Origin of the sequence: Metabacillus malikii (assembly GCF_030813355.1) — a bacterium.
GTDB classification, from domain to species: Bacteria; Bacillota; Bacilli; order Bacillales; family Bacillaceae; genus Metabacillus; species Metabacillus malikii.
In genome coordinates, this window is sequence record NZ_JAUSUD010000003.1 from 46,514 (window position 1) to 65,329 (window position 18,816).

Annotated in this window: 15 protein-coding genes and 1 riboswitch; of the genes, 13 read left to right on the top strand and 2 right to left on the bottom strand. The window is 38.1% G+C overall.

The genetic code is table 11. The features are described 5' to 3' along the window. Positions 1 to 96 precede the first annotated feature (96 nt). The 13 genes from J2S19_RS04120 (at position 97) to J2S19_RS04180 (ending at position 17,982) form a co-directional block, all read left to right on the top strand. Positions 97 to 1,062, top strand: coding sequence for a glycoside hydrolase family 113 (locus J2S19_RS04120; protein ID WP_307337681.1), 966 nt, complete (start codon positions 97 to 99; stop codon positions 1,060 to 1,062). Between the two features lie 13 nt (positions 1,063 to 1,075). After that, on the top strand, positions 1,076 to 1,690 hold the full coding sequence (locus J2S19_RS04125) for an SGNH/GDSL hydrolase family protein (RefSeq protein ID WP_307337684.1): 615 nt from the start codon (positions 1,076 to 1,078) through the stop codon (positions 1,688 to 1,690). Between the two features lie 61 nt (positions 1,691 to 1,751). Further along, entirely contained in the window at positions 1,752 to 3,101 is a 1,350-nt protein-coding gene (locus J2S19_RS04130; RefSeq protein ID WP_307337688.1) for a GH1 family beta-glucosidase, read from the top strand. 856 nt (positions 3,102 to 3,957) lie between these two features. Beyond that, positions 3,958 to 5,220, top strand: coding sequence for a coiled-coil domain-containing protein (locus tag J2S19_RS04135; RefSeq protein ID WP_307337690.1), 1,263 nt, complete (start codon positions 3,958 to 3,960; stop codon positions 5,218 to 5,220). A gap of 363 nt (positions 5,221 to 5,583) precedes the next feature. Then, a riboswitch (cobalamin riboswitch) is annotated at positions 5,584 to 5,774 on the top strand. Positions 5,775 to 5,934: 160 nt separating this feature from the next. Next, positions 5,935 to 7,983: a DUF4430 domain-containing protein gene (locus tag J2S19_RS04140; protein WP_307337693.1), complete on the top strand. Its 2,049-nt coding sequence runs from the start codon at positions 5,935 to 5,937 to the stop codon at positions 7,981 to 7,983. A gap of 166 nt (positions 7,984 to 8,149) precedes the next feature. After that, the gene (locus tag J2S19_RS04145) at positions 8,150 to 9,049 is read left to right on the top strand and encodes a DUF4430 domain-containing protein (protein ID WP_307337695.1); all 900 of its coding nucleotides are present in this window, start codon (positions 8,150 to 8,152) and stop codon (positions 9,047 to 9,049) included. Beyond that, complete coding sequence (locus J2S19_RS04150; RefSeq protein ID WP_307337697.1) at positions 9,042 to 9,965, top strand: energy-coupling factor transporter transmembrane component T; 924 nt, start codon at positions 9,042 to 9,044, stop codon at positions 9,963 to 9,965. Before J2S19_RS04145 ends, J2S19_RS04150 begins: the two co-directional genes overlap by 8 nt. Then, entirely contained in the window at positions 9,902 to 11,530 is a 1,629-nt protein-coding gene (locus J2S19_RS04155; protein WP_307337699.1) for an ABC transporter ATP-binding protein, read from the top strand. The genes J2S19_RS04150 and J2S19_RS04155 overlap by 64 nt, the downstream gene beginning before the upstream one ends. 50 nt (positions 11,531 to 11,580) lie before the next feature. Beyond that, positions 11,581 to 12,216: an ECF transporter S component gene (locus tag J2S19_RS04160; RefSeq protein ID WP_307338400.1), complete on the top strand. Its 636-nt coding sequence runs from the start codon at positions 11,581 to 11,583 to the stop codon at positions 12,214 to 12,216. Between the two features lie 223 nt (positions 12,217 to 12,439). Beyond that, a complete protein-coding gene (locus J2S19_RS04165; RefSeq protein WP_307337702.1) occupies positions 12,440 to 13,318 on the top strand; it encodes a 6-phosphofructokinase in 879 nt (292 codons plus the stop codon). A gap of 84 nt (positions 13,319 to 13,402) precedes the next feature. Then, positions 13,403 to 15,415, top strand: a complete 2,013-nt coding sequence (tkt, locus tag J2S19_RS04170; RefSeq protein WP_307337704.1) for a transketolase — start codon at positions 13,403 to 13,405, stop codon at positions 15,413 to 15,415. 160 nt (positions 15,416 to 15,575) lie between these two features. Beyond that, positions 15,576 to 16,520 carry a DNA-binding transcriptional repressor DeoR gene (gene deoR, locus J2S19_RS04175; protein WP_307337706.1) on the top strand — a complete coding sequence of 315 codons (945 nt, stop codon included), beginning with the start codon at positions 15,576 to 15,578 and terminating at the stop codon, positions 16,518 to 16,520. 934 nt (positions 16,521 to 17,454) lie between these two features. Continuing rightward, the gene (locus J2S19_RS04180; protein WP_307337708.1) at positions 17,455 to 17,982 is read left to right on the top strand and encodes a type 1 glutamine amidotransferase domain-containing protein; all 528 of its coding nucleotides are present in this window, start codon (positions 17,455 to 17,457) and stop codon (positions 17,980 to 17,982) included. A 212-nt stretch (positions 17,983 to 18,194) separates the two neighbouring features. On the opposite strand, the gene J2S19_RS04185 is transcribed toward J2S19_RS04180, so the two are convergent. Together J2S19_RS04185 and J2S19_RS04190 are read right to left on the bottom strand one after the other, a co-directional pair. Next, complete coding sequence (locus J2S19_RS04185) at positions 18,195 to 18,332, bottom strand: hypothetical protein (protein WP_307337710.1); 138 nt, start codon at positions 18,330 to 18,332, stop codon at positions 18,195 to 18,197. Positions 18,333 to 18,476: 144 nt separating this feature from the next. After that, entirely contained in the window at positions 18,477 to 18,806 is a 330-nt protein-coding gene (locus J2S19_RS04190) for a DUF2085 domain-containing protein (protein ID WP_307337712.1), read from the bottom strand. Positions 18,807 to 18,816: the final 10 nt, after the last annotated feature.

The window sequence follows — 18,816 nt, forward strand, 5'->3', positions numbered from 1 at the left end:
AAAGATTGTGACTTTTTGCACTAACCCTAAACGACAACTCAGTTAAAAGCACAATTTTTATGAAAACTGCCTTTTAAACAGAAGGGGGAAGTAAAATTGAAAGAACTATTTGTAAAAGGAATGACATATGGTTGGGATACTTCACGCGGTGCATACCGTACACCTGAAGCTGTTGATTCACTAGAAAAGCTACATGCAACAGGTACGGAATGGATCGCATTATCATTTTTCACATATCAAAAAACATATGTTTCCACAGAAATTACCTTTGATTACGGCTATACAATGACAGATCGTGATATCGAATTTGCTGTAAAAAAGGCAAAAGAGCTAGGAATGAAAGTGTGTCTAAAACCGGTTGTTAATTCAAAAGACGGTTTATGGAGAGCAAGAATCGGTTTCCCTGAGGATGCTACAAATTATTGGAATAAATGGTTTGCGTCATATGAGAATTTCCTATTACATTACGCAGAGCTTGCAGAAGAACTAGGCTGTGAAATGTTCTGTATCGGCTGTGAAATGATTGGCACAGAAGCTCGTACAGTACAATGGGAGCAAGTGATTGAAAAGGTGAGAGCAGTATATACTGGACCAATTATTTATAATGCAAACCATGGAAAAGAAGAAGGTGTTGAATGGTTCGACAAGGTCGATATCATTGGTACAAGTGCCTATTATCCAGTAGCTGAAAAGCCGAATGATAGTGAAGAAACGATGATTAAAAACTGGGAAAAGGTAAAAACAAAGTTAGTGAAGCTTCACGAAAAGTTTAATAAACCAATTTTATTTATGGAAATTGGCTGTCGTAGTGCAGAAGGCTGTGCTACAATGCCTTGGGACTTCGAGCATAAAGAGCTCCCATTTAATGAAGAAGAGCAAGCACGTTTTTACAGCTCTGTTATGAAAGTGTTTTGGGATGAACCGTGGTTTGCTGGATTCTTCTGGTGGGATTGGAGTACAAAACTATACCCAATAGAAGAAGCGAAGACGAATACGAATTTTGATATTTACGGTAAAAAGGCTGAATTAGTAGTGAAAGAATGGTATTCAAAACAAAGATAAGGTGGTAGGCGACATGAACATTCTTTTAATTGGTGACAGTATTACAGAATGGGGAAGACATGGAGACCCTGAGGACTTAGGAACTGGCTACGTACGATTAATCCATGACTATTTTGTTACGACATTTCCAACGAAAAAATATATGTTTTTTAATAGAGGTGTTGGGGGAGACCGCATCACAGATTTAGCTGCAAGATGGCAAAAAGACGCAATCGATTTGCAGCCAGATATTATTTCCATTTCTATAGGGATTAACGATGTGTGGAGACAAATTGATAATCCTGACATGGATCAGGTTAGTCCTGAGCAGTTTGAACAACTATACAATGATTTATTAACAGAAGTGAAGGAAAAAACAAATGCGGCGATTGTTCTGATGGAGCCAACTGTCATTGAAGAGGACAGCGAATCACGTGGGAACAAGCTTTTGCCTAACTATGTATCAGTTATTCATAGTGTAGCAGAAAAGTTTGGAGCTATTGTCGTTCCGACACATAAAGCATTTATCGATTATTTACAAGCTGATAACGGCTATAAATTAACAACAGACGGCGTTCATATGAATCCGGCAGGAAACATGCTGATGGCAAAAGCTTGGATTCAAGCAGCGAAACAGCTTTTAAAATAGAACAATTTCTAGAATGTACGACAACATTCGGTAACAAATAAACCACATAGGAGGAATACACATGGCAATTGTACAATTTTCTAAAGACATGAAATGGGGCGCAGCAACTGCTTCATACCAAATTGAAGGTGCTGCTTACGAAGATGGTAGAGGATTATCAATATGGGATACATTTTCACATACACCAGGTAAGGTGAAAAACGGAGACAACGGAGATATTGCTTGTGATAGCTACCATCGCTATGAGGAAGATATTGAAATATTAAAAGATTTAGGCGTAGATGTTTACCGTTTTTCTGTTGCATGGCCCCGAATCTTTCCTAATGGCACAGGGGAAGTGAATGAAAAGGGCTTGCAATTTTATCACAATTTTGTTGATAAATTACTAGAAGCTGGTATCGAGCCAATGTGTACACTATATCATTGGGATTTACCGCAAAGCTTACAAGATAAAGGCGGCTGGGCTAACCGTGAAACGATTGATGCATTTGTCGCTTATTCGGAAACAATGTTTAAAGAATTCGAAGGGAAAATTAAACATTGGATTACATTAAATGAACCTTGGTGTATTTCTTTTCTATCAAATTATTTAGGAGAACATGCTCCCGGTAATCGTGACCTTCAATTAGCAGTTGATATAGCGCATAACTTGTTAGTAGCACACGGAAAAACGGTTAAAGCTTTCAGAGCATTAGGAGTTAAAGGTGAAATTGGCTATGCACCGAATACAACTTGGATGGAGCCATATAGTAACAAGCAAGAAGACATTGACGCATGTCGTCGCGAAGTTGCCTATTTCATCGAATGGTTCATGGACCCGGTATTCAAAGGCGAATACCCGCAATTTATGGTTGATTGGTTCAAAAATAAAGGGGTTGAGCTACACGTTGAAGAAGGCGACCTTGAAACGATTCACCAGCCAATCGATTTCCTAGGAATTAATTATTACAACGGTCAAGTAGCACGCTACAAAGAAAACAGCGGCTTATTTGACTCAGAAGGAATCGACATGGGCTACGAACGCACAGACATCGGCTGGCCAGTATTCCCTGAAGGCTTCTATAAAGTGTTAACATACATTACAGAACGCTATGGACAAGTTCCAATTTATATTACAGAAAACGGTTCATGCTACAATGATGAACCTGTAAACGGCCGCGTAAAAGACGATCGCCGTATTAAATACTTAAAGCAGCATCTAACAGCACTAAGCCGCAGCATTGAATCAGGTGTGAACATTAAAGGTTACCTAACTTGGTCATTAATGGACAATTTTGAATGGGCAGAAGGCTATAGCAAACGCTTCGGTATCGTTCATGTCGACTATAGAACGCTAGAACGTACAAAGAAGGATAGCTTCTACTGGTTTAAGCATACGATAGCAAATGGATTCTTTGAAAACGAATATTAAAAATACGCCCCTCTCGCGTTGCGGGAGGGCTTTTTTAATATGGAAAAGAATTCGATATAAATTTATACATTATATGTATAAAATACGGTTTACTTGGAGACAATGGGTTAAAAAATCTAGTTTCTCTATATATTTAAATTGTATAAATCCGCTTTCTTAAAAGGCTATTATATAATGAGCTTAATTTTTGTTGTTCCTAGGTTATTAGAGAACAGTAAGACATATTAAGATGTGTTACATTATGCAAGATGCTAATAATTTGAAGTGTGCTTAAAATCTACCACTAATCTATTTTGTATAACACGACAAAATTCATGAAATAGAAAAACTATACGAAATCCGTCTTTTGTAGTATGATAGCGTTATCAAAAAAAGGTAATACATATATCGCTTTAAGAGATTGTGTTTTTAGTACATATTTTGTAAGTTGATTGGAGCGGAAGTGCGAGACTCCTGCGGGATGCGTGGGAGAGGTGAGACCCCACAAGCGTTGCGCCGAGGAGGCTCACCACCCACCCCGCGGAAAGCGAGTACTGCAGCGAAAATCAACTTTAATCGACACTAAGTGAAATACACATATCTTAAATAAATAGCACTAACAAGGAAATTATTAATACTAGTAATCAAAATGAATATATGGTAGAGTTTTAAAGTATCTAATTTAGTAGGAATATAAGGGCTGATGTTATAATTGAAATATAATTGTAATATAACCAACATATTTTTGTCACTTTTTGATGATATACTTCTAATTGTGGCATAACTAAGAAAATAGTAGTAGAAGTTTGAATATAATAGACAATATATAGATACATAGACGGAGAATATGTACAAGAATGGAAAGTAGGGGAAGAGAATGTCGAAAAAGAAACTAGTTGTCATGAACTTAGCTGTCATGATCGGATTAGGTAGTTCATTTGCTATTCCTTCAGCAAACGCTGAAACAGCAGGTAGTGTATCTGAGATTCAGCAGGAGCGCACACAAGTCCAAGCAAATTTACAAAATGCTGAACAAGAACTTAAGAAGATACAAGAAGAACTTGCAAAGTTAAACGAAAAAGCAAAAAATGTCGATCAAGCTATTGCAGATAATAACAACAAAATAAAAGAAGTTGAAGCTCAAATAAAAGCTGCAAACGAAGAAGTGACTAAATTAGAAAAAGAAATCGCAGTTTTAGAAGAGGCAATTAATAATCGCACAGAAATTTTAAAACAACGTGCTATATCTTATCAGCACAGTGGTGGAAGTGTAGACTACTTTGAAGTATTAGTTGGTTCTTCTAGTTTCAGTGATTTTGTCAACCGTGCCATTGCCGTTGGTAAAATTGTCGAAGCAGATAATGAGCTTATCGAGCAACACGAGGCTGACGAAAAAGCGGTAAAAGAAAAACAAGCAGATAAAGTAAAAAAACTAGCTGAACTTACTGATATGAAATCAGAAATGGAAGCTATTCAAGACCTTGTTCTAGAACAAAAGAAAGAAAATGATAAATTAAAAGCAGAACTTCAAAATGAAGAAACAGCACAATTAGCAGCTAAACAAAGCTTAGAGCAAAAAGATAAAAATCTTTCTTTACAGGAAGAAAGTCTAAAAGCTGCTGCGTTAGGTTCAAGTAGTGCGGATTCTAGCAGTACAAGCTCAAGTGATAATTCTAGTTCAAACTCTAGCAGCAAATCAGATAATAAGAGCTCAAATAAAACATTTGCACCAGTAGCACCAAACTCAAATGGTAGTGTTCAAGACTTAATTTCTGCAGGATACAGATATATCGGTAACTCTGTATATGTATTTGGTGGCGGAAGAAGTGCTTCTGATATTGCAAATGGTCGTTTCGACTGTTCTGGCTTTGTTAGTTGGGCATACTCTACTGTTGGTGTAAGAGTTGGAGCAAGCACAGAAGTATTAAAAAATACAGGAACTCGAGTATCTACTAGTGATATGCAACCAGGTGATATGGTCTTCTTTAATACATATAAGACAGACGGTCATGTTGGAATCTACGTTGGTGGCGGTAAATTTATCGGTTCACAAAGTTCAACAGGTGTTGCAATTGCTGATATGAGTTCAGGTTATTGGAAATCTAAATTTAATGGTCGCGTAATGCGTGTGAAATTATAATAGAGAAACTAGAGACTAGGCATATTGCCTGGTCTTTTTTTGTCTTTCTTTTGAATGATTGTTGTTTTAAAGTCTCATTCAGTGATTAAACTAATAAATAAACGCTCATTTGCTGTCAAAAAAAATGTGATGTCAAAGCATGTCAGTTCTTCTGTTGTTTTTTTATTCCCTACTAATAATACGTTTAAACATCACGAAAGGTTTCATTGAAACAAAAGAAATATATAAATTATTTTTTGAACGATCGTTACTCTTACAAACATTATGTCAATGTTGAGAAATATATGTTTTTAACACACTATGACAAATGTTGACAATATCTTTATCCTAGTCTATGATTGATTTGGTCATAATATTACAAATATTTTAATAGTAAAAATAGGTTGATAGTTTGTACTTTCTATCATTAAAAGGGAAGACCGGTGTAAATCCGGCACGGTCCCGCCACTGTATATGGGAGCTCTTTACGTTTATACCACTGTTTTAGTTAACGGGAAGGTTGTAAATGAGTGTTGATCATGAGCCAGGAGACCTGCCTATTTTTTTATCACCAATTAACCTACGCGGATAGGGATGGTGTTTGAGAACAATATCAAAATAGACTGTTATGTCTATATATATATGTTGTAGCAAACACACCTCTCTGCGTAGAGGTGTGTTTTTTTGTTTTACAGCTTTCTTTTAAGAAGGTAAAAAAATTAGGAGGAATTATCAATGAAACAGCAAAATATGATTCAGCGGATGATAACAGTTATGATGATTGTCTTACTCGCAATTTTTCAAGTTATCACTATTTCACCGCAAGAGGTAACTGCAAAGGAATTAACGAATGGTGCAACGATTACAGCACTAGACAATAATGGAGAAGTCCTTATTTCTACAACAGCAGCTGAGATTGAAGCAGGTGACACGGCATTTGATATTCTACAGGACGTTACCGAAGCAAAGGGTATTGAGTTTTCATACAATATCCATGAACAATGGGGAGCAGAAATTACTTCAATAGCTGGAACAGAACCTGATAATGGTAACTATTGGTGGTATACCGTGAATGGAGAGGATGCACCTGTAGGTATATCAAGCTATGAAGTTGAAAATGGCGATAGTTTACTTTTTAAGGTAGTTAGTTATCCAGCTGAAACAGTTCAAACACGTGTTACGGCTAATGATGACACTGGAGAAATAATATTCGATGAAACTGTAAATGTGTTAACAGGTTCAAGTGCCTATGATGCTTTGAAAAAGGCTGGGAAAAATGCAGATAGACCTGTTACAGCGAATATTGATGATACATACTTCGCATCACCAAAGACTGTTGGTCCTGTTGAATTAGGGGAATATGATTATTGGAGTTTTTCAATCAATGGTGAAAGCAGTTCAGTCGGAGTTTCTTCATACTCTGTAAAAAATAATGATCATATTAATTTAACATTAACATCTTGGAAAACACCTTCACCAATAGATGAACAAACCGACCCTAAACAAGACGAGGAAACAGAACTAGAAGATGATGATAAACCGGCTAGTCCAGAGCTTAATGTAAACGAGGCTATATCTGATGCATCTCAATATATGCTTAAAAATGGCGTTTCAGATGGTTTAGGCGCTGTAGCTATTAAAGCATCTGGTCAACAGGTCCCAGCATCATTTCTTGAAGAGCTTCGTCAGGATATCGTTACAAATAATGGTGAATATAGAAAAATTACAGACTATGAAAAAATCGTTCTCGGGCTAGCAGCAGTTGACGAGGATGCTACAAACTTTGAAGGCTATAACTTTATTGAAAAAATTTATAATAATGAGCGATTAACGTTCCAGGGGAATAATGGTGTTATCTTTGGCTTACTTGCTTACGACAGTAGGGATTATGAAATTCCAGAAGACGCAACATGGACAAGAGAAAAATTAATTAATTATTTATTGGATCAACAGAACGAGTCAGGTGGATGGCCATTATTCACTGGTTCAGTAGAAAGTGTTGACATAACAGGCATGGCTCTTACTGCATTAGCACCATATAAAGAACAACAAGCTGTGGCAAATGCTATTGATAAAGCAGTCAAATGGATTTCAGAAGTTCAAGACCCTACAGGTGGATTCACAAATGAATTTAACGGTGGGGATTCCAGTGAGTCAACAGCACAAGTAATAATTGGTCTATCATCAGTTGGTGTCGATTCAACAGGAGCAGCCTTTACGAAACAATCTGAAGGAGGAACGGTCAATCTTCTTCAACATTTATTAAAATTTAAGCAAGCAGATGGAGGTTTTGCTCATTTACTTGATGACGAAAGCTCAAATGGCATGGCAAGTTTGCAAGCTTTAGCAGCATTGACTTCATATCAATATTTTAATGAAGGTAGAGGGTCAATTTATCGGTTAGTATCTACTTCAGAAGAACCAGGACAACCAGAACAACCAGGACAACCAGAGGAACCAAAGCCTGAAGACCCAAAACCGGAAAATCCATCATCTACAAATCCAGTGCAACCGAAACATGAAGAACCGACAAAAGTGACTCCTGTTGATGGTAATCATGATACAAATGTAAATGAACAACCGACAAATACATCAAAGAACAAACCAACTACTAAACTAACAGATTCTCCAACTCTAACAGTGGACAAAGTAGTAGCTTCCGATAATGGTCATGTACTTCCAAAGACAGCAACCTCACTATACAACTGGCTATTAATTGGAGGGCTTATAGCAATCCTAGGATTTGCTGTTCAGCTATATTCAAGACGTAATGTAAAAAATTAGTAAATATAAGTGAGGGTGACTCAAAAGGTGTGACCTCTCTAACAATATAGATAGAATCAAAGTCTTCTTTTAATCTATATATTTTGTTCGAGGGGTATACCATTTTGTTTTGAGTTACCCTCGTTTTCCTATTTCGTAAGCACTTATTATGATTGGAGGTTTCGCCATGCGTGTGTATAAATATTTTTCCATTGTAGGTTTAGCAATTTTCATTTTTTTATCAGGATGTGCCAAGGATGAAGTCGTTCCAATGACTAATCAGACACAAGGTTCAGAACAACAAATAGATAGCGAGGACCTTGTGAAAGAGATAGAGCATAAGGAAGAAAAAGAAAAGGACAGCTCCGAAAAGACGGATGATACAAAAGAGCCTGAAGCTAATTCGAATTCGGATGCACAAGATACGACTAATTCAATAGAAGAGAATACTGGTCCTAAGAATAAGTCGCAAGAACAAACAGTGGCAACATCTGAAGACAGCAGTTCAGAATCGGAAACAAATGTTAATAAGGCAACTGCTCATAAGGAAACGAACAAATCACAAGCAACACCATCTACAAACAAAGAAGCGAAAGCAACAAGTACTGCAAAGACAGAACAAGAGAAACAAACAAATCAACCGACAACTTCGCCTCCGCCAAATAAAAAGGAAGTATCACAACCTACAGAATCAAAGGAAACAGAAGCACCGAAACAAAAGGCTCCAGCTCCAGCGCCTAAAGAGGAGCCAAAACAAACGGTAACGGTACAAATTGTCGGGGATAGCGGGACAATCTTACCGTCAACAAAAGTTGAACTGAAAGATAACCAGACAGTATTAGACGTTACACTATCGATTTTAAAACAAAAGGGCATACCGATTAGTGTAAGAGGGAGTGGTGCAACAGCTTATGTTGAGGGCATTAATAATTTATTTGAATTTGACCGTGGACCATATAGCGGATGGACAGTGAAGCTTAACGGTTCAATGATTCCGAAAAGTTCAGGGGTTGTTAAAGTGAAAAATGGCGATACAGTTCAATGGAGATATACTACAAATTATTTAGAAGATGAGAAAAATGGTTAAAGCGTTACATCGATACCATCCTTTTGTATTGCTTTTATATTATCTAGGGGCGACAACACTGGTTATGCTGTACAAGCATCCGGTGTTTTTGCTTATTGGTGTCTTAATCTTGGCCTTCTTTAGCTTTCAAGTAAGTAAACAGTGGAAGTTTAGAAGTTGGTTTGTCATGTTGATTTTATTAGTCGTTATGTTTCTAATTATTAATCCGTTAGTCGATCGCCGAGGGACACATATTCTATTTTATCTTCGCCATAATCCGATTATGCTCGAAGGGTTCATTCATGGATTGATTTTAGCTTTATCGATCTTTACGTTGATGGTTCTCTTCAGTTCGTACAATGAAATCGTTACTGCTGACAGGTTTTTATTTTTATTTTCAAAATGGCTGCCGCAATGGGCTTTATTGACAATGCTAGCGATGAGATTTGTACCACTTCTAAAAGCTAGACTAAAAGAAATTGAGACTGTCCAACAGGGAAAAGGCTTATCTGTTAAAGAAGGCAAGTTGAAAGAACGAATGAGACATGGGTTGTTGCTAGTCCAAATTTTATTAACATGGTCACTTGAGGATGCTATTCAAACAGCTGACTCAATGGCTGCAAGAGGATACGGATTGAATAAGCGAAGTAAATATACACCGTATTACATGACTGCTAGTGATTGGCTTGCAGTTTTTATCATTGTTGTCATTTTTGCAATAGGAGTCTTTGGCTGGTGGTTGGGGGATGGTGTCTTAACCATTTACCCAGTATTAGAGACAATGATTATTCAAGGTAGAGAGTGGTTTTACTTAGTTATCTTTAATGTATATTTAGGTTTACCACTTATCGCTGCAGGAAGGGAGGCAATGAAATGGCGTACTTGGAAGCAAAAAACATCTTTTTCAAATACCCAGATTCAGAACAGCACGTATTAAAAAATGTTTCGTTTTCCACTAGTAGAGGTGAGTTCATTGTGTTATGCGGCCCATCTGGAAGTGGGAAATCTACACTGCTTCGTCTCATTAAACGAGAAATAGCTCCTCATGGTAAGCAGGATGGTATTTTCCAACTAGATGGGAAACTGCTCGAACATACATCTGAAGAAACTGCCAAAGATATTGGGATGGTCTTTCAGGATCCAGAAAATCAAATTGTTATGGACCAAGTTTTAGAAGAGCTTATTTTCGGTATGGAAAACCTCGGATATTCGACTGATGAGATGAGAAAGAAAATTGCTGAAATTGTTCACTTTTTTGGCTTAGGGGATTTATTGCATCGAAAAACACACGAGCTCTCCGGTGGTCAAAAACAGTTAGTGAACTTAGCATCCATATTAGTATTAGAACCAAAATTATTATTGCTGGACGAGCCAACAGCGCAGCTTGACCCTGTTGCCGCAAGAGACTTTATCGGTATGCTGCAAACAATGAATGATGAATTCGGTATCACGATAATAATTGCAGAACATCGTCTGGAAGAACTTTTTGGCATTGCTGACAAAGCAATTGTGTTAGTTGATGGCGAAATATCAATTCAGGGAAACCCACGTGATGTAATCGCGACAATTGGAAAAGACGATAAACATCCCTTGTATCCCTATTTACCGAGTCCTGCACGGCTTTATCTCGAGCATGAAATAAATACGAATCATCCTCATATTCCGATTAACGTAAAAGAGGGGAAAAGTTGGTTGTTGAAGCAACAAGTTGAATTGCTTGCAAATATTGAGGAAGAAATCACAACTTCAGCAGAATTAGTAAAGTTGAAAAATATAGAATTTCAATATAGTAGAGAGTCAACAAAAATTCTTGACCGGTTGTCGTTATCAATCTTAAAAGGTGAATGGCTTTCAATCGTAGGTGCTAACGGTACTGGCAAGTCAACACTGTTAAAAGTGATTGCCGGACTTGAAAAGCCGCAACACGGTTCAATTTATTACGAGAAGAAAAAACTTAAAAAACATAATCCCGGTAAGATAGGTTATTTGCCACAAAACCCAAAGCTATTTTTTATTCAAGATACAATTGAAGCTGAACTAAAGCAAATTGCAAAGTTCCACCAACTCCAAACCGGTGATGAGGAAATCAATTATTATGTTAAGTTATTTCAGCTAGAAGATATTTTACAGCAGCACCCTTATGATGTTAGCGGTGGGCAAATGCAAAAAGCAGCACTTGCGGGTGTATTGCTATCAAAACCTTCATTATTATTAGTCGATGAACCGACTAAGGGTCTTGACCCAGTTGCAAAGCAAACGTTTGGAGAATTGTTAAAAATGTTACAAAAGCAAGGCTTAACAATTGTTATGGTCACACATGATATTGAATTTGCAGCGAAATATGCAACGAGATGTGCCATGCTGTTTCAAGGAACGATTACAACGATAGCACCTGCAAAACGTTTCTTTAATGGTAATGCATTTTATACAACAGTATTAAATCGAATAACGCGAGGGAGCGATATCCCACACGTTTTAACAGTTGAGGAGGCTCGGATGTAGTGGCGCGTTCTCGGGTAATTTTATGGAGCACTATTATCATCATAGGTGCAATGTTAATAATCACACCATTATTAGCTAATCGCTATTTTGCCTTAGTGAGTGCAATAATCCTCGCCTTAACCATTCTCCCTTTCGTTACACGATTTGAAAGACGAAAAGTAACAGGAAGGGAGCTTGTCATGCTCGCAGTGCTAGGAGCAATTGCAGCTGTAAGTCGAGTACCTTTTGCCTCCATTCCAAATGTGCAACCAACGACCTTTGTCATTATGATGACAGGTCTCGTCTTTGGAGCAGAGAGTGGGTTTGTCGTTGGTGCTATCGCTGCACTAGTTTCGAATCTATTTTTAGGACAAGGTCCATGGACACCTTGGCAAATGTATTCATGGGGGATTATTGGATTATTGGCAGGAGCTCTGCGAAACACACATTTCTTGAAGGGGAACTTCGGGAAAGTTGTGTTTGGGTTTGCCGCTGGCTTTATGTTTGATTGGATTATGAACATCTGGTATATCGTGAGTCTTGGTAAGGATGCACAATTGTCTGACATCCTAATCTATTATGGGAACGGATTTTACTTTGATTTGGCGCATGCTCTTTCGAACGTATTTTTCTTACTAGTATTTGCAAAAAGTTGGATGAAAATATTAACACGTTTTAAAAGGAAGTATGGGATATTGGAAGGTTAAAACTTTGCTGTCATGGCGTTTTTCACATAGTAAGAAATTGTTTATGACTTACATAGTAAAGTACGGGGATAATGAAATAGACTCATCACCAAGTTGATGTCGATATTTTTCGAAAATTATTTTTTTTATTATTTATCTTTTTGAAGTAATCATGTATACTAACTATGGTAACAATTGTTCATGTTGAGATGAACGAAATTTCTATCCGAGGGGGGTAACGTTGATGAAAATAGGTGTAGTTCATTTTGGTTGGGCTTCTGCAGGTACAGCTCAAATCGTTCGAACCCTTATAGAAGGATTAACCGCACAAGGGAAGTCGGTCTTTGGGGTCGAATATAATAGAGATTCGAATAAAATTGAACTTAATGACATCAAGTCAAAACGTTCTTCAAACCGTCTAAGCTCAGAGGATAATATCTTCTTAAGCTTTCCACTAAATGTGTGGAATGAAAAGGCAGACGAAATTGCTAAAAAGGTAGAAGAACTAGATAAATTAATCATTCTTGGTGGTCAAGAAATAAAAACCATTCCTTTTTCAGTAAAACATTTGTATGTTCCAGTTAGTATTTATAATAATATGAAGGGCAACGAATTTACACTTGGCTATGACACCGCAATGAATTCAATTGTCACATGTGTAGAAAGCGTAAGGGATACGGCAAGTTCGCTATTATATGGTAAGGTTCGTGTCTTTAATGTCCAGATCCCTGGAACTGAACCTTCTGGATTACTGACAAATAGTGCATTAGCAGTCGATGCCGCAGTAGTAGGTGATGCTACAGAAGATAGTATTCAATTGCTTCAGGAACATATTCGCAACAAAGAAGCAAATAAAGAAACATATACATTCTTTATGATGAATCAGTCTATTGACCCTAATGAACTGGCTGTACATTTTAAAGAATTTGACCTAGACTGGAAAGTAGTAGAAATTGATGAGTCTCAATGTGGGGGACCATTTCCTACTGCACAAGACCGTTTACTTGCAAATTTACTAAAAAATGCTATTTTTAAATGGTCAAGCTCTAATGAACCATCAGGTCAGTTACTTATTCACAAAAATCAAGCATTGTTTGAAGCTGCCGAAGTAAAGGTAAACTAAACGATACTCAAAGCTAGATGCCTAAATTGTTCATTAGTAAATGACGACACTGTCGTTCAAATAAGAAATACGGAGGGAATTATTATGAGTCAATTAACACAAACTGAAAAGTTATCAATTGAGACAATTCGTACATTGTCAATTGATGCAATTGAAAAAGCTAATTCTGGTCACCCAGGTATGCCTATGGGCGCTGCACCAATGGCGTATACACTTTGGACGAAATTCATGAATGTAAACCCAACAAACCCAAGCTGGTTCAACCGCGACCGTTTTGTTCTCTCTGCAGGACATGGTTCAATGCTGCTTTATAGCTTATTACATTTAACTGGCTATGACGTATCAATGGATGATTTAAAATCATTCAGACAATGGGGAAGCAAAACGCCTGGACATCCTGAATTTGGTCATACAGCAGGTGTTGATGCAACAACTGGTCCACTTGGTCAAGGGATAGCAATGGCAGTAGGTATGGCAATGGCAGAACGTCATTTAGCTGAAACTTACAACAAACCTTCTTATAATGTTGTAGACCACTTTACATATGCAATTTGTGGAGACGGTGACTTAATGGAAGGTATCTCTTCTGAAGCAGCTTCACTAGCAGCTCATTTAAAACTAGGCCGCCTAGTTGTACTATATGATTCAAACGACATTTCATTAGATGGTGATTTACACAAATCATTCTCTGAAAATGTTGAACAGCGTTTCACAGCACAAGGCTGGCAAGTAATCCGTGTTGAAGACGGAAACGATTTGAACGAAATTTCAAAAGCAATTGAACAAGCACAACAAGAATTAGACAAACCGACTTTAATTGAAGTAAGAACTACAATTGGTTACGGTTCTCCAAATAAAGCTGGTAAATCTGCTTCTCACGGTGCTCCACTAGGTGCGGATGAAATTAAATTAACGAAAGAAGCTTACAACTGGACATTTGAAGAAGACTTCTATGTACCAGAAGAAGTTTATGAGCACTTCAAACAAACAGTTAAAGAAGCAGGTCAAGCAAAAGAAAGCGAATGGAACGAACTATTAGCAGGCTACGCGAAAGAATATCCTGAATTAGCGAAACAATTCCAAACAGCAATTAGCGGTGAGCTTCCAGAGGGATGGGATAAAGACATTCCAGTATACGAAGAAGGTTCAAGCTTAGCTTCTCGTGCTTCTTCAGGTGAAGTATTAAACGGTATCGCAAAAAATCTTCCATCATTCTTTGGCGGTTCTGCTGACTTAGCTGGATCAAACAAAACAACAATTAATGGTGCTGGAGATTTCGCAAGCAATAACTACAGCGGACGTAACATCTGGTTCGGTGTTCGTGAATTCGCGATGGGTGCAGCATTAAACGGTATGGCGTTACACGGCGGCTTACACGTATTCGGTGGAACATTCTTCGTTTTCTCTGATTACTTACGTCCAGCAATCCGTTTAGCAGCATTAATGAACTTACCAGTAACTTACGTATTCACACATGATAGTATCGCTGTTGGTGAAGATGGCCCTACACATGAGCCAATCGAACAGCTTGCATCATTACGTGCAATGCCAAACCTTTCTGTTGTTCGTCCAGCAGATGGTAACGAAACAGCTGCAGCTTGGAAATCAGCAATCGAATCAACATCAACACCAACTGCATTAGTATTAACTCGTCAAAACCTTAAAACAATCAAAGGTACAAACGAAACTGCGTACGAAGGCGTTCAAAAAGGTGCTTACGTTGTATCACCAGCTAAAAAGGATACAGCAGATGTTCTTTTACTTGCTTCAGGTTCTGAAGTTGGTTTAGCAATTGAAGCTCAAGAAGTATTAGCAGGCGAAGGAATCGATGCAGCTGTTGTAAGTATGCCAGCTTGGAATCGTTTCGAAGCTCAATCTGAAGAATACAAACGCTCAGTATTACCTAAAGACGTGAAAAAACGTTTAGCAATCGAAATGGGCTCACCACTTGGTTGGGACCGTTACGCAGGTGATGAAGGCGACATCTTAGCAATTAATACATTCGGTGCTTCTGCTCCAGAAAAACGTATTTTAGCTGAGTACGGCTTCACTGTAGAAAACGTTGTCGCACGCGTGAAAAACTTACTTCAAAAATAAGCAATTCGTTCGAAGGCTGACTTAGTGTAGTCAGCCTTTCTCTTTTTTAATAGCTCAAATGGTTAATTGCTAAGAGAAAATGTGTTACGAACATGAATGACCAGAAAAAAATATTAAATCTTGTATATCATTCAATCTAAACAAATTTAGGTGCTGTCAAATGGAAAATGAAAAACTAACAAAAATAATCGAAGTAGCAAGACTCTATTACCAACTCGATTATAGTCAGCAAGAAATTGCTAAAAAATTGAATGTATCTAGACCAACTGTATCGCGCCTTTTAAAACAGGCAAAAGATACTGGGATAGTTGAAATAAAGATTCACAATCCAGTTGAGGCTGGAGAAGTACTGACAGAATGTTTAAAAGAGAAATACGGACTAAAAGAAGTCATTATCGCTCCAACAGCAGAATATGATTCAACACTTGTTAAACGTCACCTCGGTGAGGTTGCGGCAAACTATTTAAACCAAATCGTAAAAGATGATGATTTGATTGCGACATCATGGGGAACAACAGTCTATGAGCTGGCAACAAAGCTTAAACCGAAACCGGTCAAAAATACAACGGTTGTCCAATTAAATGGAGGAGTCAGTCACTCGGAAACGAAAACCTACGCCTCTGAAATTATTCATTTATTTGGAGAAGCATTCAATACCCAAACATTTTTGTTACCGCTACCAGCAATTGTAGACCATATCGTTGTGAAGCAAGCAATTGAAGCGGACCGACACATCAATCACATTTTAGATTTAGGGAAAAAAGCGAACATCGCCATATTTAGTGTCGGAACTCCAGTAGTAGATTCAGTCCTCTTGAAGGCAGAATACTTTTCAAAGGAAGACCAGCATTTAATTCAATCAAAAGCAGTCGGCGAAATATGTTCACGTTTCTTTGATAAAAACGGCGAAATCTGTGTTGAAAATTTAAATAACCGCACAATTGGTATTGAGCTCGACGATCTTGCCAAAAAGGACAAATCGATCCTCGTTGCCGGCGGCTCTAAAAAGCTAAAAGCAATCTACGGGGCTCTAAAAGGAAACTACGCAAATGTCCTCATCACAGACGAGCAAACAGCAAATTTACTAATAGAAATGGATGAATAAAAAGGTCATGAAGGTTGTTATAACCTCATGGCCTTTTTTAAAATTTAGGCTGACTAATTTTGAATGCTCAAAGTCGAAATGTGGAGAGGTGGCTTTCATAAAAATTGTATGAAAATCAAAATGGTGAGAAGAGTTTGACGAAATTTCCTTTATAAAATGTAAGAAGACCAAAACGATAAACATTCCAAGCAGAAATGGTTTTCATAAAGGGTATGATGGAGGTTAGAACGTATAAATTCCTCGAGCAGAAATGTCCTCATAAAGGTTATGATTGGAGACCAAAACGAGAAAGTCCTCGAGCAGAAATGGTCTTCATTAGGTGTATGAAGACCAAAACGAGAAAGTCCTCAAGCAGAAATGTCCTTCATAAAGGGTATGAAGACCAAAACGAGAAAGTTCTCGAGCAGAAATGGTCTTCATTAGGTGTATGAAGACCAAAACGAGAAAGTCCTCAAGCAGAAATGGTCTTCATTAGGTGTATGAAGACCAAAACGAGAAAGTCCTCAAGCAGAAATGGTCTTCATAAAGGGTATGAAGACCAAAACGAGAAGGTCCTCGAGCAGAAATGTCCTTCATAAAGGGTATGAAGACCAAAACGAGAAGGACCCAAGCAGAAATTGGTCTTCATAAAGTGAATGAAGGTCAATGAGAAAAGGTCTTGTCTAATAGCCTCTCATATTTTTCGGTTACTTTGATTATATGAAACAGATTTTGAAAAGGAAACCAATTAGAAAAACATATCCATCGCACTAATGAAGCAGAGCTTGAAAAAAGTCTCACACACTTTTCGCTTTCATCAACCAATCACCAAAACGTCAACCATGTACAAATCAGTTAATATCCATACTCAAGAATTATTCAGTAGATTCGAACAGTCGAGCTGCTTCCCTCTACCATCTATTTTAGGGTACTATATAGACAAGGAGGGATTACATTGAAATTAACAGGTAAAAAAGTATTGAGCTTTGTTCATGATGATTTTGAAGATTTAGAATTATGGTATCCGATCCACAGGCTTAGAGAAGAAGGGGCTATTGTGGATTTAGCTGGTGAAGAGGCGAACGTTACATATAAAGGGAAGTATGGTGTACCGGCAACATCGGACTATGCTTTCACTGATGTAAATGCTGCAGATTACGATGCCTTATTAGTTCCAGGTGGATGGGCACCAGATAAGCTGCGCCGTTTTCAAGAAGTCATTGATATTGTAAAACATATGGATGAAAAGCAAAAACCAATTGGACAAATTTGTCATGCTGGCTGGGTACTCATTTCTGCAAAAATCCTTGAGGGCAAGAACGTAACGAGCACTCCTGGAATTAGAGATGATATGGAAAATGCAGGGTCAATTTGGCATGATGAAGCTGTAATTGTCGATGGCCATCTTATTTCAAGTCGTCGCCCACCAGATTTACCGGACTATATGCGCGAATTTATCCGTGTAATGGAACAATCGAAATAATTATAAAAAGTTAAAAACAAGTAAGGAAGCAGAAGAACCGTCCGAGACCACTGAAAAAGTCTTGTTTATAGAAAAATAGAATATATCTTACTGAGTTGACGTTCAGTTTGGTTGCAGCACGAGTACTCGCTTTCCGCGGGGTGGGTGCTGAGCCTCATAGCTCCTTGCGGCACGAACAAGCAAACTTCAGGTCATCTCCCTACGATAAGTCATCATCGATTCGCCATTCGGCTCATCGTGATTCCTTTGGTCTTAGTCGATGCCCCTCCAGTTTGTACGTCGATGGGCAAGCCACCTACGCCTTTCGTGTTCCTCAGCGTAAACGCCTGCTCACGTCTCAGCTCTCCCACGCATCCCGCAGGAGTCTCTCAGGTCAGCTCCAACCAAACTTTACGTAGGATAAGCACATTAAATGTACAATAAATTGCTTAAAACAAGATACTTATTTGAAATCAGTATACTTTTTCAGTGGCTTCGAACCGTCCCCCTGCTTCCTAACTTAACCAATCAACGGCATACACGACAATGCTAGATATAAACAATGATTGACCGACCCCGAAAAGTAAACCTGTGAGGAATCGAAGAGAGTTTGTGCTTTTGCGCCATTTCCATCGTTGGGTAAATCCGTCTATTAGTAAAGGTAGTGCGAGGATGAAAGGGAGCCATAATGGAATTGCGATTTCAGCTATTAAGGCAATTGGAGTAAAGAGATAGCCTATTAGTATAGCAAAACATCTCGTACATAACGGCATCGGTTTTCCTTTTATATGTAAACACCGTTCTGGGATGCGATGGCACGGGATAATATCTAATAGTTCCTTCATATTCGTCTCC

Excerpts from the sequence above, each read along its gene's own strand:
- J2S19_RS04125 (WP_307337684.1), top strand. The coding sequence starts at position 1,076 with ATGAACATTCTTTTAATTGGTGACAGTATTACAGAATGGGGAAGACAT.
- J2S19_RS04130 (WP_307337688.1), top strand. The coding sequence starts at position 1,752 with ATGGCAATTGTACAATTTTCTAAAGACATGAAATGGGGCGCAGCAACT.
- J2S19_RS04135 (WP_307337690.1), top strand. The coding sequence starts at position 3,958 with ATGTCGAAAAAGAAACTAGTTGTCATGAACTTAGCTGTCATGATCGGA.
- J2S19_RS04140 (WP_307337693.1), top strand. The coding sequence starts at position 5,935 with ATGAAACAGCAAAATATGATTCAGCGGATGATAACAGTTATGATGATT.
- J2S19_RS04145 (WP_307337695.1), top strand. The coding sequence starts at position 8,150 with ATGCGTGTGTATAAATATTTTTCCATTGTAGGTTTAGCAATTTTCATT.
- J2S19_RS04150 (WP_307337697.1), top strand. The coding sequence starts at position 9,042 with ATGGTTAAAGCGTTACATCGATACCATCCTTTTGTATTGCTTTTATAT.
- J2S19_RS04155 (WP_307337699.1), top strand. The coding sequence starts at position 9,902 with ATGGCGTACTTGGAAGCAAAAAACATCTTTTTCAAATACCCAGATTCA.
- J2S19_RS04160 (WP_307338400.1), top strand. The coding sequence starts at position 11,581 with ATGTTAATAATCACACCATTATTAGCTAATCGCTATTTTGCCTTAGTG.
- J2S19_RS04165 (WP_307337702.1), top strand. The coding sequence starts at position 12,440 with ATGAAAATAGGTGTAGTTCATTTTGGTTGGGCTTCTGCAGGTACAGCT.
- tkt (WP_307337704.1), top strand. The coding sequence starts at position 13,403 with ATGAGTCAATTAACACAAACTGAAAAGTTATCAATTGAGACAATTCGT.
- deoR (WP_307337706.1), top strand. The coding sequence starts at position 15,576 with ATGGAAAATGAAAAACTAACAAAAATAATCGAAGTAGCAAGACTCTAT.
- J2S19_RS04190 (WP_307337712.1), bottom strand. The coding sequence starts at position 18,806 with ATGAAGGAACTATTAGATATTATCCCGTGCCATCGCATCCCAGAACGG.